Source organism: Bacillus sp. GW823-FHT06A11 (assembly GCF_058795355.1).
In genome coordinates, this window is record NZ_JBXAHS010000008.1 from 25,251 (window position 1) to 43,266 (window position 18,016).

Below are 18,016 nucleotides of genomic sequence, written 5' to 3' on the forward strand. Positions count from 1 at the left end.
GTCTCATTGATACATTTAAATCGTATTATTTTTATAGAAAGATTAAATGTTAATTAATTACATTTAAAACGGTATGGAGGGGTAGAAGTATGTTTCAAGGGAAATTAAGGAGTAGTAGTTTAAAAACAAAGTTACTTGTATCATTTATTATTATTTTAATTCTTCCAAGTATTGTAATTGGTTGGACGTCTTATCAACAGGCGAAGACGAATTTTAATGAAACAATTTTAAACTCGGCGAAAGATAATATAAAAATTTTGGATAATGTAATTAATAAGGAATTGGATAGTAAAAAAATAGATGCAACTTATTTTACGAAATTATTTACACAATCAAGTTACCAAGCAGATCAAATTCAAAACATACAAAATAAACTAGAAGAATACAATAAACTGCATCCAGAAATGGAAGCAATCTATACAGGATCTAGTAATGGACAGTTCATTCAATCACCAGCTATTCAGATGCCAGATGGATATAATCCTACAGAAAGAGATTGGTATAAAGAGGCAGTGAAGAAAAGCGGAGAAGTAATTGTAACTGCTCCATATAAGTCAAAAACGACAGGAAATATTGTTATTACACTAGCAAAACAAAACGAGGATAAAAGTGGAGTTCTTGGGATTGACTTAATCATTAATGATATCGTTACTACTTCTAAGATGGTTAATATCGGTAAGGAAGGATATGTAGCGATATTTGATCAAGATAAAAATGTAGTAGCGCACCCGAAAATGAAGCCAGGAGAGAAATTAGAAGAGAAACTTAGTAAAGAATTGTATAAACAGGAAGCTGGGGATTTTCATTATTCATTAGATGGTGAAGATCGCAATATCACTTTTAAAACGAATAAGAAAACTGGATGGAAAATAGCAGGAATTATGCCTTCCAAAGAAATTATCGAAGCGGCTGAACCTATTTTCTATAAAACAATAACTGTTCTTGGAATTTCACTAATAATCGGTGGGATTGTAATTTACTTCATAATTGCGTCTATTATTAAACCGTTAAAACAACTTGTCATATCATCGAAGAAGATTAGTGAAGGTGATTTAACAGAATCAATTACAGTTCATTCTAAAGATGAAATTGGACAGCTAGGAGAAAGTTTTAACGAGATGGCTGCATCGTTACAAAGTGTCATTTCTAATATAAACACTTCAGCAAGTCATGTAGCGGCATCTTCAGAAGAATTAACAGCTAGTATGAAGCAGACAAGCGAAGCAACGGAACAAATTACACAGGCTATAGAGCAAGTATCAAGTGGTGCAGAAATACAAACGAAAGAAGTTGAAGAAGGAGCAACATTGTTAGAAGAAGTTACAGAAGGAATTCAGCGTGTTGCAGATAGTTCTTCATTAGTATCTACAGCCTCTATGTATACGAAGAAAAAAGCTGAAAATGGTGGGAAGTTAGTTGAACAAACTGTGAATCAAATGCAATTAATTCATGAGTCTGTTTCACAGTCAGACAAAATCATTGGTTTGTTAGACGATAAGTCGAAACAAATTGGAGCAATCCTTGAAGTAATTCAACATATTGCAGAACAGACAAATTTATTAGCGTTAAATGCGGCAATTGAGGCTGCGAGAGCTGGAGAGCAAGGTAGAGGATTTGCAATTGTAGCAGATGAAGTGCGAAAGCTAGCGGAACAATCAGGACAGTCTTCTACGGAAATTGGGAAACTAGTGAAAGAGATTCAATTTGATATAAAAGAAACAGTAAGCTCTATGAATCAAGTTGGAGCAGAAGTACAATCAGGACTTGTAGTTGCAAATGAAACGAAGCAAAGCTTTGTCGAAATATTGAAGTCTACAAATGATACAGTTGTACAAATTGATAGCATGGTAGATGTAGCAAAACAAATGACGGTAGATGCAAAACAAGTAAGTGCATCTATTAATGAAATTGCAGCTACGATTGAAGAAAATGCCGCAAGTGTTCAAAATATTGCTGGTTCCTCTGAGGAACAATTAGCTTCAGTAGATGAAATAAATGCAGCAGCAGTCCATTTATCACAAATGGCAGAAGAATTACAAGAGATGATTGGTAAGTTTAAAATATAATAATAAACTGTTAAGAAACGAAGTAGTACTTATGCTTCGTTTCTTTTTTTATGAAGATAAAAAAGAAAGAAATATATAGTAACCGTGTTATGATAATAAAAAACTGTATTTTCTTTAAATTCTATCTTTAATCATGTTAGGGGAATGGTTTTGAAATTTAAAAAATTAAAACTCCAACCGAGAATTACATTAACTATTAGTACACTTATTTTAGTTGTACTTATGCTAACGAGTTATTTGTTTTATTACATATTATCTGAAACGGTAGAAGAGCAAATTGGTAAACGGGCTTTGCATGTTGCGAAAACAGTTGCCGCGATACCAGAAATTCAGGAAGCTTTTCAAAAAGAAAATCCAGCTTCTATTATTCAGCCAATCGCAGAAAAAATTCGAATTGATACAGAGGCTGACTTTATTGTAGTTGGAAACAAAGAGGGGATTCGTTATGCGCATCCTGAGCGAGATAAAATAGGAGAAAAAATGGTTGGCGGAGATAATAAAGGCGTTTTATTAGAAGGGAAATCTTATGTTTCTAAAGCTAATGGATCATTAGGCCCTTCGTTGCGTGGGAAAGTCCCAGTCCGTAACCAGGAAAATGAAATTATTGGTGTGGTGTCTGTTGGGTTTTCAATGGCTGATATTCATGGAGCGGTAGAAGTGTATGGAAAGCGTGTATTTTGGATTACAATAATAGGTCTTTTAATTGGAATAATCGGCTCTATATATTTAGCGGCAAGTATAAAAAGAATGATGTTCGGGATGGAACCAGAAGAAATTTCATCTTTATATGAAGAGCATAGTACAGTGATTCAATCTGTACGTGAAGGGATTATTGTAATCGATAAAAATGGCATGATTAGTTTAGTCAATCAAGCAGCTTATGATATTCTTTCGCTAGATAAGCAACAAAATATTATTGGGGAATTTATTTTAAATGTAATTCCTAATTCAACGATACTAGATGTACTTCAAACTGGTGAAGAACAGTTTGATCGTCAATTAAATATAAAAGGACAGGCTGTTATTGCGAACCGTCTACCTATTAAAGTAAAGAATAAAGTAACTGGCGTTGTATCGAGCTTACGTTTGAAATCTGAAATGGATCAGTTAACAGCAGAATTATCTCAGACGAAGCAATATACAGAGGCATTACGAGCGCAAACGCACGAATATAACAATTTATTGTATACGCTTTCAGGTCTTATCCAATTAGAATCATACGAAGATGCTTTAGAGCTTATTCATAAGGAAACAGCGGTATATCAAGATTTTGTTCAATTTATTATGAAGCGGATTCAAAATCCATGGCTAGGTGGAATTTTAATTGGATTTTATAATAGAGCACGAGAGTTGAAGATTGATTTTATGCTAGATAGAGAAAGTGGTTTAGACAAATTAAGTCCACATATTGAGAGTAATTATGTCGTTTCTATTTTAGGAAATTTAATTACGAATGCATTTGAAGCAATTGAAAAAAATGAAGAGAATGATAAGAAAGTAAGGATGTTTGTAACTGATATTGGAGAAGAAATATTAATTGAAGTGGAAGATTCAGGGCAAGGGATTCATGATGAAATAATTACTAGCATATTCTATAAAGGCTTTTCGACGAAAGAAGGAGGAGAGCGAGGGTATGGATTAGCAAAAGTGAAAGAGTTAGTAGAAGATTTAAATGGAAGTATTGCGATTGAAAAAGGGGATTTAGGTGGTGCGTTATTTATTATTGCACTACCGAAAGAGAGAGGCGAATAGTAATGGGTGAGGAGATTGAAGTATTAATTGTAGAAGATGATATTCGGATTGCTGACATTCATCGTCGTTTTACTGAAAAAATTGAGGGATTTAAAGTAATTGGAACGGCAACGACTGGAGAACAAGCGAAAGAATGGCTAGAGCTTGTGAAGCCACAGCTCGTGTTATTAGATGTGTACTTACCTGATATGCAAGGAACGGAACTTGTCACATATATTAGGAATCATTTGCACGATACAGATATTATTATGATTACAGCGGCATCGGAAACAGATGTAGTGAGGCACGCCCTACGGGGCGGAGTAACAGATTATATCGTAAAGCCACTAATGTTTGATCGATTTAAAGCAAGTCTAGAAGGCTATCAAAAAAAGATTATACAGTTAAAGAAGAACAATCAATTATCTACGGAACAAATTGAATATTTATGGTCTCAAAGAGGCGTGAAGGGAGATCAAATAGAATATGCCCCGAAAGGGATAGATCCTTATACTTTAGCGAAAGTAAAAAAGCATATGTTAACAGTTAATGAAGAAGGGATTACAGCAGAAATGTTAAGCTCAATGATTGGAGTAAGCCGATCAACGGCAAGGCGCTATTTAGAGTATTTGATATCTGGGAAGAAAGTCCACGCAGAGCTAATATATGGAAGTGTTGGGAGACCGGAGAGACGGTATTTTCTTGCTTCTTCATAATAAAAAACAGTAGAGGATTTTATTTCTTCTACTGTTTTTTTGCATCTTATATTGGAATAATCCCAATTACAATTCCGGTAATTAACATAACCATTGTCGTTCCAACGGCCCACAATAAAGTGAAGCGTTGATGTTCACCGAAATCAACTTTGGCCATTCCGACCAATAAATAAGTGGAAGCGACAAGAGGACTTAATAAGTGAACGGGTTGCCCAAGTAAGGAAGCGCGTCCCATTTCAGCTGCACTAATTCCGTAAGTAGCAGCAGCTTTCGTCAAAATAGGTAATACCCCGAAGTAAAATGCATCATTAGACATGAAAAATGTGAATGGCATACTGAGAAGTGCTGTAATAATTGGTAGTTGTGGTCCAAGTGCATCTGGTATAAGAGTTACTACACTGTTAGCCATTGCATCTACCATTTTTGTTCCAGATAAAATACCAGTGAAAATACCGGCAGCAAATACGAGAGAAACAACTGCTAATACATTCCCTGCATGAGAAGCAATACGTTCTTTCTGTTGCTCTAGGTTTGGATAGTTAATCATAACAGCAATAGCAAAAGCGACTGTAAATAAAACAGGTAACGGCATAACTTCTAGTATGAGACAAACAAGTAATGCAGCGGTTAATAAAAAGTTAATCCATAGAAGTTTAGGGCGTTTATGCGCTGCAGCTTCAACAGTTGCAGCTTGCTCATCCATTGTTTGCATTTGTTTTAAATACTGTACATCCATAATTCCTAAACGTTTTCTTTCTTTTTTTCCAAGATAGTAGGCAACGAAAACAACCCAAATTGCACCAGCAATCATTCCTGGAATAAGAGGTGTAAATAATTCGGAAGCCTCAAGTCCAAGTGCGCTCATAACACGAGCTGTGGGTCCACCCCAAGGTGTAAGATTTGTTACCCCCGCCCCTAACATAACAACTCCAGCCAATATGAGGGGGTTCATTCCAAGGCGCTTATATAGTGGATACATTGCAGAAACTGTAATCATGTATGTTGTTGTACCATCACCATCTAGAGAAACGATAATAGTCAATATAGCCGTTCCGACAACGATTTTTAAAGGATCTCCTTTTACAAATTTTAAAATCTTACTAATGACAGGATCAAATAAACCGCTATCAATCATAATCCCAAAATATAAAATAGCGAACATAAGCATAATACCAGTAGGTGCTAATTTTTGAATCCCCTCTAACATCATAGGCCCCATATTGGCATAGAATCCGCCAATTACTGCAAAAACACTCGGAATTAATATTAAGGCTACTAGTGCTGACATACGTTTCGTCATAATTAAAAACATAAAGACAAATACCATCACAAATCCAAGTAGTGCTAACATGTAATTTCCCCCTCAAAAGAATGATTGCGCTTTCAAAATAGAATAAAAATTCAGAAAAAGGTTTTTTATTTATAATAAAAGCATCTATTCAAATGGTAAATAATTTGAAAAATAACATCATTAGAAGCATAATTTTTATTTTGTTCATTTTGTTCACGGTAGTTAATTTGAATTTTTAAAAAGTAAGCCACTCCTCGTAAGAATGGTAGAATAAGATGAAAATAGTGAAGTGTGAAATAGGGAGTAGATGTTATATGAAAACGAGAATAGAAGAGATTTATAGCTCTTATGAAGGAAAAGTAGAGGAGATTTTTATTAATGAATCTTCTTACGTATATGAATGGGAAAAATTACTGATGATCCGAAAAAATGACGGTGAGCTAAAAAAAATTGCAGTCGGGATTAGTGGAAATATAAGATTGGTAAATGTAGAAGTTGGACAGGAAATTAGTGCGGATACATTATTAGTTAAATTAGAAGATGATTTATTAATTACAGGTTGTGAGTGATGAGAGATGTGTAGAAATAACTACACATCTTTTTTTGTTTCCTATATTACAAAAAGCACATTGTTTTTTCACAAATCTCACACAACCTTTTGGTATTCTTTTCGTGGAGTATACGGTTTCTAGGGAGGAATATTGATGAAAGTAAAATATGTCGTACTTGCTATATGTTTATGTTTCGTATTTACAGTAGTCGGGTGTGGGAAAAAGGAAACAGCAGCTGTTGCCATTGATGAGAAACATGATAAATGTGATATTTGCCAAATTGGGGTAACAGATAATCAATTTGCAACAGAAATTATTTTAGAAAATGGAAAAGCGTTAAAGTTTGATGATATCGGTTGTATGTATAAATGGATGGAGATCAACTCAGATGAAAAGACGAAAGAGAAATTTGTCCGAGATTATGATTCGAAAGATTGGATTTCGTTAGAAGACGCTACTTACGTATATGATAAAACAATAACGACACCGATGGCTTATAATGTCATTTCATTTAAAAATAAAAAAGATGCAGAGAGCTTTGTATCTAACTATAAGGGGAAAGTTCTTTCGTATAAAGAGCTAGCAGAGCATAAATGGGAAATGAATAAAGAGATGATGGGGAAACCGAAAGCAGGAAATCATGGTGGACATCATTAATAGAAAAAGACAACTATGTAGTTGTCTTTTTCTATTATTACTCAGGTGCAAATATAGAAAAGGTGTAAAATTTTTAGCAGAACGGTTACAATGGAATATAGTAACCTAAAGCAATCATTTATGTACTTTTTAGAAATGTATACAAATGCGGTAAAAACGTGCTAAACTAATTGCTTCATAATGTTAATGATGGGGCCATCAGGCGTATCATTTCAATAGGTTGAGAAACATAGTATAAGCTTAAGATAATCCGATTAAAGAAGGAATCTAAAGGGCTTATGGATAAATGTACTCAAGAAGAGTTATTGTATGTGATGGAGGAATGGTTAAGAAAACATTATCTTTCATAGGAGCTGTAGTTGTGAGAAAACAAAAAATTTTATTATGTATTTTATTAGGACTTTTAATGACGGTAGTGGCTTGCGATAAGCAAGAAGAACCAGAATCGAAACCGGTTCATGTGAAAAATGAAAAGAAAAAAGAGAAGCATAAAGAACAGGAAGAATCTAAAGAAGAGAAAAGTATAAATTTAATGGACAAACAGTTGTTACTTTCAGCTACTCTTGGAGACACAGAGACAGCTATGAAGTTGATTCAGGATGGAGCGAATATAAACGTAGAAGGTGACAACGGAGAAACGCCTGTCCTTGCAGCGACGTACCAAAATCATGTAGAGACAGTTAAAGCATTAATTGGTGCAGGTGCTAATATTGAAATTAAAGATGAGAAAAAAAGTAATCCACTTCTTTATGCAAGTAGAGAAGGATATACGGATATTGTAAAAGTATTAATTAATGCAGGAGTTAATACGAAAGAAACGACTAGGTCAGGTGGGACAGCACTTATTTCTGCATCTGAACGTGGCCATGTAGAGGTTGTTAAAGAATTATTAGAGCATACAGATATTGATGTGAATTATAAAAATGAACGTGGTGGAACAGCGCTATTAGAAGCAATTGTATTAGGAAATGGTAGTGAAAACCATAAGAAAGTAATTCAATTGCTTATTGATCACGGTGCAGATGTAAACATGGCTAACAAGGAACATCTGACGCCACTGCAATACGCTGAAAAAAGAGGTTTTAAAGATATTGTAAATATGTTGAGGGTAGCTGGAGCGAATGAAGTAGTACAGCCACAACAACCAGTAGAGTAAAAAACGAAAAATAATCCCATTTAGATAGACAGAATGAAGAAATCAGTTAGTATGATGGATTCAGTAATGTGTATTTGAATGGGATTTTTATTTTGAACATGAAAAATAGATTATGAATGGATGGTATATGGAGTAAATAAGGAGGCAACCTTATTTGGCAATTGTAAAAAATGAAAAAGTAGTTTCTGTTTGTTGCAGTGCCAGAAGTACGCCCGTAGCTGCTGAGGCAAGTGTGGAAACTTTAGCGGAGTTTCAAGGGAACGGATATGGTACTGATGTTGTTACAGCCTGGGCCATATCAATACAAGAGAAAAGGCGCATTCCACTTTATAGCACCGCTTGGGATAACTTTAGTTTGCAAGCAGTGGCAAGCAAACTAAAAATCATTAACTATGGAATGAATTTACATATTGATTGAATTTTAAGTATTGTTTCGTTCTATTTATTTATATTTTAATATCTAGATTAATGTAAAAAATGATGTGGTGAATATTAACATTCGATTAACACCTAATTAACAATCTATCAAAACTGACTTAATAAATGCGTAATATAGTAAAAGTAACAAAATAACTAGGGTAGAGAATATTTGAGAACACCCACTTACATATAATGTGCCACTTTCTTAGGTGTGCTCTATTCCCTAGAGTTCAAATAAGGAGAAAGGCGTTCTATGTAAGTAGGTGTTTTTAGTTTGGATAAAAATAGAACAGTTAGGTGGAATGAATGTTTAAAGAACCTTATATTACGATGATAAAGGATTGGAAAGGATACAAAGCATACAAAAAATTGCCGAAAACAGTTTTTCTTATGACTGGTTCAATGCTGGAATTACCAGAGCGTGTATATGAATTGCAGAAACATGGACATGATGTATTTCTTCATTGTGATTTTATACAAGGTTTAAATACGAATACAGAGGAAGCGCTTTTGTATATTCAAGATGTTATCGGGGCACAAGGTATTATTTCAACAAAGGGTTCGACAATTCGAAATGCTAATAAAATTGGATTGAAAACAATTCAACGTATTTTTATTGTAGATACTTTATCTCTTACTAAATCAATTGAAAATTGTAAAACGACTAAACCAAATGCAGTAGAGATTATGCCGGGGATTATGCCTTCTATAATTAAACAGCTAGTAGAGGAAATAGAGTTTCCTATTATTGCAGGCGGGTTGATTCAAACGCGAGAAGATGCGGAAATTGCAATTCGTGCAGGAGCAAGTGCGATTTCAACAAGTCATTATGAAGTATGGATACATGAAGAAAAAAGGAGTGCAACTTTGTGATTGAATTGAAAAATGTTTCAAAGGTATATAAAAATGCAGAAGAGACAGCGGTTAAAGGCGTATCGGTTCATATTAAGAAGGGCGAATTTTTTGTTTTAGTTGGGCCTTCGGGATGCGGGAAAAGCACATTATTACGAATGATCGCTGGCTTAGAAGAGATTTCTTCGGGAGATTTAATTATTAATGAACGTGTTGCAAATGATCTAGAGCCGAAAGACCGTAATCTATCAATGGTATTTCAAAATTATGCATTATATCCACACTTATCTGTAGAAGAAAATATTTTATTTGGACTTAAGGTAAGAAAAGTACAAAAAGAAGAGCGACAAAAGCGACTAATGGAAGCTATTGAAATGGTAGGACTGAAAGAGTATGTGAAAATGAAACCAGGTCAATTATCAGGCGGACAAAGACAGCGTGTTGCGCTTGCTAGGGCGATCGTGAGTCAAGCACCAATCTGTTTAATGGATGAACCACTTTCGAATTTAGATGCGAAATTACGTGCGCAAATGAGAATTGAAATTAGAGAAATTCAGCAGCGATTAGGAATTACGATGATTTACGTTACCCACGATCAAATAGAAGCGATGACTATGGGAGATCGTATCATGGTTTTAAATAAAGGAAGTATACAGCAAGTTGGAACACCACTTGACATATATAACGAACCAGCAAACGAATTTGTTGCAAGCTTTATAGGTTCTCCTTCTATGAATATAAATGATGGAGAAGTGGATAAAGAAAAAGGTGTATTACATATAGGGAAATTGCAAATTCCATTATCTATTAGACAGTTAAAGCAATTACCAGAAGGAACAATTCGCATAGGCATGCGCCCTGAGCATATTGCACTGTCTGAGGAGGGACAAGAAGTGACGTTGCAATCTGTAGAAGTATTAGGGAATGAATCTATATTGAACTTTGCGGTAAATGGAACAACTTGGAGTGCGAAAGTTATCGGACAGTTACTCCTGAACAAAGGTGACAAAGTAAAATTATTATTCTCGCAAGAAAAGTTATGCTTCTTTAACGAAAACACGAATGAACGCTTAAAAGTGGTAGCTGAAGAAGAGTTGAAAGTGGTGGCGAAATAATGATCGAAGTAAGTAAGTTACCAGTTCAAACAAAGGTGTCAAAAAAGAAAAAATTATGGGAGAGAACGAAAGATTTAAGAATAGGATTATTGTTTTTGGCGCCATCTATTTTGCTATTTTCGATTTTTCTGTTCTATCCATTGTTTAGGACGATTTATTATAGTTTTTATTTAACCGATATACATGGAGAAGCTAATCTCTTCGTTGGCTTAGAAAATTATCAATATTTATTCTCTGATCCAGCCTTCTACAAAAGTATAAAATCAACTTTATTATTTGTTTTATATACAGTTCCTACGAGTATTATATTTGCTTTGTTTCTTGCATTGATTGCAAATGGAAAGGTAAGAGGTATTGGGTTATTCCGAGTTCTGTTTTCTTCGACGATGGGAATATCAGTAGCTGCTAGTGCAGTGATTTGGCTATTTTTATTTCATCCAAGTGTAGGATTATTTAATAATATATTAGCCTCTATGAACCTTCCTGCAATCGCATGGTTAACGAGTCCGGACTGGGCACTATTCTCTGTATCAGTTACAACAGTTTGGGTGAATACAGGTTTTGCATTTTTAGTTATATTAGGTGGTTTACAAAATATTGATACGTCTTTATATGAGAGTGCATCTATAGATGGTGCTAGTTATTTATATAAGCTTCGCCGTGTTACATTACCGATGCTATCGCCAACTTTATTCTTTATTGTAACAGTAACATTAATTAGTGCGTTCCAAAGCTTTGGACAAATTGATATTTTAACGCACGGTGGACCAAATGATGCAACGAATTTAATTGTGTACTCGATTTACAAAGAGGCGTTTGTGAATCATCAATTTGGAACAGCAAGTGCACAAGCGATGGTATTATTTGTTTTCATTTTCATTGCTACATTACTTCAATTTAAGTTTGCTGAGAGAAAGGTGCATTATAAATGATTGTTAAACAGTGGAAGCAAAATTTCCTATTATACATGCTGCTCATAATTAGTGCAGTAATGGTATTTTTTCCTGTACTGTATGCGTTTTTAATAAGCTTTATGACACCAGACGATATTCAAATGAGAAGGTTATTTCCAACTCAATTTACTTTTGATAATTTCATTAATATTTTTCAAAAAGTACCACTTTTTACATACTTATATAACAGTTTAATTGTATCGACAGTCGTTATGATTGGACAACTTATCGTATCAAGCTTAGCGGCGTATGCTTTTGTTTTTCTTCAATTTAAAGGGAGAAACTTAATTTTCTTCCTGTTTATTTCAACGATGCTTATTCCGTGGGAAGCAACGATGGTACCTAACTTTTTAACGATTCAAAACTTTGGCTGGATCAATAGTTTCGCTGGGATGACAGTGCCGTTTTTTGCAACAGCTTTCGGTATTTTCTTGTTACGCCAACATTTTATGACACTCCCGAATGAACTGAAAGAAGCTGCTTTTATTGAAGGGATTGGAAATATAAGATTTTTATTCAGCGTTGTAATACCGTATTGTAAAACGAGTTTTATTACGCTTGGAGTATATAGCTTTTTAACAACATGGAATATGTATTTATGGCCACTTTTAGTGACCACTGATGAAAAAGTAAGAACAGTGCAAATCGGTGTAAAGCAGCTTCAGTCTCAAGAAGTTGCAACTGATTGGGGGAGTGTAATGGCCGGTGTTACGGTTATCGTTATTCCAACATTGATTTTACTATTTTTAGGACAAAAACAATTACAACAAGGATTAACAAAAGGTGCAATTAAATAACTAAGAGAAGGTGAGCTTAAAATGAGTTTAGTAAAAAAAGGTGCTGCTCTATTAATGGCAGCAACAATGGCATTATCTAGTGCCGCTTGTTCAAATAGTAAAACAGAGGGAAAACCTGAAGCGCAGGCAAAAGTAGCACCAGTTGAAAAAAATGGTGATAAAACTGTAATTCGCTTCTGGCATGCGATGGGTGGAAAAACACAAGGTGTACTAGATGGTCTTGTTGCAGACTATAATAAGTCACAAAATAAATACGAGATAAAGGCAGAGTTCCAAGGGACATATGAAGAGTCTTTAACAAAATTTAGAACGATGTCTGCAACGAAAGAAGCGCCAGCTCTTGTTCAATCGAGTGAAATTACAACGAAATATATGATTGATAGCAAAAAAATCACACCAATTGATAGCTGGATAAAAAAAGATAAGTACGATACGTCAAAATTAGAAAAAGCAATTACAAATTATTATTCAGTTGATGGAAAAATGTATTCTATGCCATTTAATTCATCTACACCAGTATTAATTTATAATAAAGATGCTTTTGCAAAGGCGGGCTTAGATCCAGAGAAAGCTCCGAAAACATATGCGGAATTACAAGAAGCAGCGAAAAAGTTAACGATTAAAGAAGGCGGAAATGTAAAACAATATGGATTCTCCATGCTTAACTACGGTTGGTTCTTTGAAGAATTGTTAGCGACACAAGGTGCTTTATATGTAGATAACGAAAACGGCCGTAAAGATGCTGCAAAGAAGGCGGTATTTAACGGTAAAGAAGGACAGAAAGTATTTGGAATGTTAGATGATTTAAATAAAGCTGGCGCACTTGGAAAGTATGGAGCAAGTTGGGATGATATTCGTGCCGCGTTCCAGTCTGGACAAGTTGCTATGTATTTAGATTCTTCAGCAGGTGTTCGTGATTTAATTGATGCATCTAAGTTTAATGTAGGTGTTTCATATATTCCGTATCCAGAGGATTCGAAACAAAATGGTGTTGTTATTGGTGGAGCATCATTATGGATGACGAATATGGTTTCAGAAGAAACGCAACAAGGTGCTTGGGACTTTATGAAATATTTAACGAAGCCAGACGTACAAGCAAAATGGCATACTGCAACAGGTTATTTCTCAATTAATCCAGATGCATATAATGAGCCATTAGTAAAAGAGCAATATGAAAAATATCCGCAGTTGAAAGTAACAGTAGATCAACTGCAAGCGACGAAGCAAACTCCGGCAACACAAGGTGCTTTAATTAGTGTATTCCCAGAATCAAGAGATGCAGTTGTAAAAGCATTAGAAGCAATGTATGACGGGAAGAATAGTAAAGAAGCGTTAGATGAAGCTGCCAAAGCAACAGATAGAGCAATTAGCATTTCAGCTCGTACGAGTCAAAAATAAGAGAAAGCCGTATCCTTAAAAGGGATACGGCTTTCTCTATAGGGAGATAAGGGATCAAAGAAATGATGAAGTCTTATCTCTTTTATATGAGTAAAGGGTCTAGAGTGAATGTTGTCCTTTTCATTATTTATTTAACTCCATTGCGACTTGTTTACCATTTACGAAAACCTCTACTACCGCTACTACAACTTCCATTACTTTTTTCATCTCTCATCTCTCCTTATTTTTTGTTTCATTTCTTACTCTCAGTATAAGGAAATACAGTAATTACAACTATCGAATTGGATGACAAGAGACTTACATTGTTGTAAGGATAATAGTTTAGTTTGTAATAAAGTGAAACTGTAATCAGTGGGGGACTTACTGCCCGTTAATGCGGGATTTCAATTCTGAACTTTCTGTCGTTTTGAACTATAATTAGAAAGAGGGGGGATAATATGAAAAGAATTCTTGTTATTAGTGATATTCATGGAGAGATAGAAAAGTTCGAACAGTTATTGGAAGAAGCTCAATATGATGCGAAACAGGATCAATTAATCTTACTGGGAGATTATGTAGATCGTGGTCCAAATGCGCGTGCTGTAATTGAAAAGGTAAGAGAATTGAAAGAAGAGGGAGCACTCATTTTAAAAGGAAATCATGAAGATATGATGATTAAGGCGTTAACGACAAATGAGGAACGTTCATGGAACCATTGGGTAAAAAGAAATGGTGGAGATAAGACATTATATAGCTATGGATTTGTAGAAGAGGATATTGCGGTTAATGAGAAAGACTTCCAAAAACCGATGTTACAATCTCGTGTATTAGAGGAACATATAAAGTTTATTCAAGAATTAGATCATTACATTGAAACAGAAGAGTATATATTTGTACATGCTGGGGTTGAACCGATGAAACGAGTTTCTGAATCTGAACCATATACGTTAATGTGGATCCGTAATGAATTTCATAATGGATATAGTGGTGAAAAGGTTGTTGTATTTGGGCATACGGAAACAAAAACGCTTCATGGTAGTGAGGATTGCGGAGTGTATTTTGGGAGTAATCGTATTATTGGAATTGATGGCGGGGCTGTGTATGGTGGTCAGCTAAATTGTTTGGAGTTGCCGAGTAAAAAGGTATATGTAATAAAAAATTGAAAGAGATAAGAGGAATCTTATTTCTTTCAATTTTTTATTAAGCTAAATTTAAGACAAAGTTTTTATAATAAAACTTCAAAATTTTAGAAGGAAATAGTTAAAAATGAAAATACGTAATGTAACTACATTCTTTTGTTATGAAGAGAAGAAATGTAATAATAAATAGAATTGAACTATTTGATGGAAGGTGAGAGCATGCGATTACTTGTAGTAGAAGATAATGCCTCGTTATTAGAGTCTATCGTACAAATTTTGCGTGATGAATTTGAAGTAGATACGGCAATAAATGGAGAAGATGGATTGTTTTTAGCGCTTCAAAATATATATGATGCAATTTTGCTGGATGTGATGATGCCAGGGATGGACGGATTTGAAGTAATTCAAAAAATACGTGATGAAAAGATTGAAACACCAGTCCTGTTTTTGACAGCGAGAGATTCTTTAGAAGATCGGGTGAAGGGATTGGATTTTGGTGGAGATGACTATATAGTTAAGCCATTCCAGGCCCCTGAATTAAAAGCGAGAATTCGCGCTTTACTACGCAGAAGTGGTAGTTTAACAACCCAGCAAACGATTCGTTATAAAGGGATTGAATTGTTCGGAAAAGATAAAGACGTTCAAGTAGATGGACAAAATATTAAGTTGACATTGAAACAATATGAGCTACTAGAGTATCTCATTCAAAATAGCGGGAAGATTTTAATGCGTGAACAAATTTTTGATCGTGTTTGGGGATTTGATTCAGATACGACAGTAGCCATTGTGGAAGTGTATGTGCATCATTTGCGTAAAAAATTAGAACCATTCGGTTATCAGAAAGATATTCAAACCGTTCGAGGTATTGGATATATATTAAAAGAACAATGAAAAAGGGAAGTATGTTTCAAAAGACACGCATTCGTTTGACTATAGTGAATTCATTAGTATTTATCCTATTAATAGGTATATTAGGTAGTATTATTTATTCATACACATATAAGCGTATTTATAATGAAGTGGATCAATCTATAAAAATGATGGCTCAGTATAGAGAAAAATTAGATGTTAAAATACCACCAAGAAAACGTATGGAGAATATCCAAATTGGAGATCCGCGAGTAACTAGAATAACTTGGAATGGGAAAATAGTGAAAATAGAGGGCGATAACCGTAAATTCCGTTCTATTTTTGAAGAGAATTTGGAAAAGTTTTCTCCGGAAAAAATAGGGGAGTTACAAGATATCAAAGTACAAGGACGATATTTTAGAGCATTTTCGCTTCAAAAAGATGGAGAAATAGTTCAAATCGTGCGAGATATAACAGCGGAAGAAGGAATGTTAAATACTTTATTTTTAATTCTTATTATAGGTTGTAGCATAGGAAGTTTATGTGCAATAGGAATCGGCTTTTTCTTAGCTGGTAGGGCACTCGTACCTATTCAAAATTCATGGGAGAAACAGCAGCAATTCGTTTCTGATGCATCACATGAACTCAGGACACCACTTGCAGTTATTCAATCAAAAACGGATGTTTTATTCCAGTCACCATCCGCTACGATAGAAGAAAAAGCGATGGATATTTCTACAATTTCAAAAGAATGTAGGCGGTTATCGAAACTCGTTAGTAATTTATTATTGCTAGCACGTTCTGATTCTAATCAAATTGAGATGGATAAGAAAACATTTGAACTTGATAAATTGTTAGAAGAAATAGTAGCTCCATATAAGGAGATTGCTTCTTATCAAGAAAAAGAAATGATGCTAAAAGTAGAACGTGGTGTATCTTTTATGGGGGATAGAGAGCGGATTCATCAAATGATGGTCATACTGTTAGATAATGCGATGAAGTATACAAACGAAGGTGGGCATATTCAAATCGATTGCACGCAAACGAGTAGTTCAATTCGTATACATGTGAAAGATGACGGGATAGGAGTGAAAGAAGAAGATATTCCGAAATTATTTGATCGTTTTTATCAAGGGGATAAAGCAAGAAGTACGTCAGAAGGAGCTGGATTAGGTCTTTCAATCGCAAATTGGATTGTAGAAAAGCATTATGGAAAAATATCAGTAGAGAGCAAATGGGGAGATGGAACTTGCTTTGAAGTGATTTTCCCTAAAAATCAAAAAATATAAGTAAGAAGACGATCTTGTTTTTACAAGGTCGTCTTTTTTAAGGGAAAGTTAAGAAACTATTTATATTATGTATGGCATAAAGAAAGTTCGTTACATGAAGAAGAGACTAGGTGTATGTGAGTGAGTTTTATCAATCATAATGTTATCTCAAGCAGCGATGAGATGTATGTATAGTATTAAAAAAACTAGGGGAATGATGGGAAAGAAAGTATAAGAGGGAGGAATTAATTTTGAAAAAGAAAATGATGACGGTATTCACTATTGGAGTAATGAGTTTAAGTATATTAGGGGGTGCCTCTCCTTCTGAAACACAAAAAGGAAAGACAGATTACACACAGCGCAGTAAAGAACAATTGAACAATGGTAAGATACATGCAGTGCATACAGAAGAAAAAGCAGAGAAACTAGGTATTGAAACGGAAGGAAAAGAACAAATTACACTAGAAAAAGAAATTCATGAAACAGAAGTAGGAAGGGAAGCAGAGCAGTTAGGCATATCGATTGAAGGAAAAGATGTTGGGACGCTGTCAGAAGAAATCTATGAAACAAAAGTAAAGCAAGAAGCGTTAAAGCTAGGTATATCTATAGAGAATACATCAATTGTAGATTTAATTACTCAAATTAATGCGATTAAAATTAAAGATGAAGCAGATAAATTAGGTATTTCGACAGATGGACAAGAAATCGAAGACATCGCGGAAGAAATCTACGGAAAGAAAGTAAGAGAAGAAGCAGGAAAGTTAGATATTTCTCAAAAAGGAAAAGAAATTGAAGAGTTAGCACAAGAAGTGTACGAACAAAAAGTACAGGAAGAAGCAAAAAAATATCATATTGATTTGTATGGTAAAGATATATATCAAATATTAAGAGAAATTAATGAACAAATGGTGCTACAAATGGCAGATGAGCTTAATATGGATAAAATGAATATGAATATTCAAGAGTTAGCGGAAAAGATAAAAAAAGATCAGCCTGAAAAAGGAAAAGAACTAAATTTTGTACCGATGATACGAACGGATGCTGACGCATTTTATTCTTATTTAACGAATTAATAAGG

The 18,016-nt window shown here is 34.5% G+C and carries 16 protein-coding genes and 2 pseudogenes; 17 read left to right on the forward strand and 1 reads right to left on the reverse strand.

The genetic code is table 11. From position 1 onward, the window contains the following. Positions 1-89: 89 nt before the first annotated feature. From AC1Q8L_RS25965 to AC1Q8L_RS25980, 4 genes and pseudogenes are all read left to right on the forward strand, one after another. Positions 90-1,124 (forward strand): annotated as a pseudogene (locus AC1Q8L_RS25965) (HAMP domain-containing protein); the annotation flags it as partial. Between the two features lie 81 nt (positions 1,125-1,205). Further along, positions 1,206-2,066, forward strand: a complete 861-nt coding sequence (locus AC1Q8L_RS25970) for a methyl-accepting chemotaxis protein (RefSeq protein WP_369812832.1) — start codon at positions 1,206-1,208, stop codon at positions 2,064-2,066. Between the two features lie 144 nt (positions 2,067-2,210). Continuing rightward, the gene (locus tag AC1Q8L_RS25975) at positions 2,211-3,818 is read left to right on the forward strand and encodes an ATP-binding protein (protein ID WP_003269387.1); all 1,608 of its coding nucleotides are present in this window, start codon (positions 2,211-2,213) and stop codon (positions 3,816-3,818) included. A 2-nt stretch (positions 3,819-3,820) separates the two neighbouring features. Further along, entirely contained in the window at positions 3,821-4,513 is a 693-nt protein-coding gene (locus AC1Q8L_RS25980; RefSeq protein ID WP_000503468.1) for a response regulator, read from the forward strand. A gap of 46 nt (positions 4,514-4,559) precedes the next feature. On the opposite strand, the gene AC1Q8L_RS25985 is transcribed toward AC1Q8L_RS25980, so the two are convergent. Further along, positions 4,560-5,864, reverse strand: coding sequence for a CitMHS family transporter (locus AC1Q8L_RS25985; protein ID WP_000880483.1), 1,305 nt, complete (start codon positions 5,862-5,864; stop codon positions 4,560-4,562). Positions 5,865-6,118: 254 nt separating this feature from the next. Between AC1Q8L_RS25985 and AC1Q8L_RS25990 the strand changes: the two genes are divergently transcribed. From AC1Q8L_RS25990 to AC1Q8L_RS26050, 13 genes and pseudogenes are all read left to right on the forward strand, one after another. Then, positions 6,119-6,373, forward strand: coding sequence for a hypothetical protein (locus AC1Q8L_RS25990; RefSeq protein ID WP_000857376.1), 255 nt, complete (start codon positions 6,119-6,121; stop codon positions 6,371-6,373). A 135-nt stretch (positions 6,374-6,508) separates the two neighbouring features. Beyond that, on the forward strand, positions 6,509-7,012 hold the full coding sequence (locus AC1Q8L_RS25995) for a nitrous oxide reductase accessory protein NosL (protein ID WP_000865665.1): 504 nt from the start codon (positions 6,509-6,511) through the stop codon (positions 7,010-7,012). Positions 7,013-7,298: 286 nt separating this feature from the next. Next, positions 7,299-8,168 carry an ankyrin repeat domain-containing protein gene (locus AC1Q8L_RS26000; RefSeq protein ID WP_000287336.1) on the forward strand — a complete coding sequence of 290 codons (870 nt, stop codon included), beginning with the start codon at positions 7,299-7,301 and terminating at the stop codon, positions 8,166-8,168. A gap of 142 nt (positions 8,169-8,310) precedes the next feature. Beyond that, a pseudogene (locus AC1Q8L_RS26005) lies at positions 8,311-8,586 on the forward strand (GNAT family N-acetyltransferase); the annotation flags it as partial. Positions 8,587-8,894: 308 nt separating this feature from the next. Beyond that, positions 8,895-9,461 (forward strand): glycerol-3-phosphate responsive antiterminator, encoded by a 567-nt coding sequence (locus tag AC1Q8L_RS26010; RefSeq protein WP_098835750.1) that lies wholly within the window; start codon positions 8,895-8,897, stop codon positions 9,459-9,461. After that, positions 9,458-10,555 carry an ABC transporter ATP-binding protein gene (locus AC1Q8L_RS26015; RefSeq protein WP_000571384.1) on the forward strand — a complete coding sequence of 366 codons (1,098 nt, stop codon included), beginning with the start codon at positions 9,458-9,460 and terminating at the stop codon, positions 10,553-10,555. The genes AC1Q8L_RS26010 and AC1Q8L_RS26015 overlap by 4 nt, the downstream gene beginning before the upstream one ends. Next, positions 10,555-11,487, forward strand: a complete 933-nt coding sequence (locus tag AC1Q8L_RS26020) for a carbohydrate ABC transporter permease (RefSeq protein ID WP_000573796.1) — start codon at positions 10,555-10,557, stop codon at positions 11,485-11,487. The genes AC1Q8L_RS26015 and AC1Q8L_RS26020 overlap by 1 nt, the downstream gene beginning before the upstream one ends. Beyond that, entirely contained in the window at positions 11,484-12,305 is an 822-nt protein-coding gene (locus AC1Q8L_RS26025) for a carbohydrate ABC transporter permease (protein ID WP_000635946.1), read from the forward strand. The genes AC1Q8L_RS26020 and AC1Q8L_RS26025 overlap by 4 nt, the downstream gene beginning before the upstream one ends. A gap of 21 nt (positions 12,306-12,326) precedes the next feature. After that, positions 12,327-13,703, forward strand: a complete 1,377-nt coding sequence (locus AC1Q8L_RS26030; RefSeq protein ID WP_000060580.1) for an ABC transporter substrate-binding protein — start codon at positions 12,327-12,329, stop codon at positions 13,701-13,703. 437 nt (positions 13,704-14,140) lie between these two features. Further along, positions 14,141-14,845: a metallophosphoesterase family protein gene (locus AC1Q8L_RS26035; protein WP_000821970.1), complete on the forward strand. Its 705-nt coding sequence runs from the start codon at positions 14,141-14,143 to the stop codon at positions 14,843-14,845. A gap of 195 nt (positions 14,846-15,040) precedes the next feature. After that, positions 15,041-15,712: a response regulator transcription factor gene (locus AC1Q8L_RS26040; RefSeq protein ID WP_001238622.1), complete on the forward strand. Its 672-nt coding sequence runs from the start codon at positions 15,041-15,043 to the stop codon at positions 15,710-15,712. After that, positions 15,709-16,959: a sensor histidine kinase gene (locus tag AC1Q8L_RS26045; RefSeq protein WP_080017751.1), complete on the forward strand. Its 1,251-nt coding sequence runs from the start codon at positions 15,709-15,711 to the stop codon at positions 16,957-16,959. The genes AC1Q8L_RS26040 and AC1Q8L_RS26045 overlap by 4 nt, the downstream gene beginning before the upstream one ends. Positions 16,960-17,189: 230 nt before the next feature. Beyond that, positions 17,190-18,011 carry a hypothetical protein gene (locus AC1Q8L_RS26050; RefSeq protein WP_000728588.1) on the forward strand — a complete coding sequence of 274 codons (822 nt, stop codon included), beginning with the start codon at positions 17,190-17,192 and terminating at the stop codon, positions 18,009-18,011. The last annotated feature ends 5 nt before the right edge of the window (positions 18,012-18,016 follow it).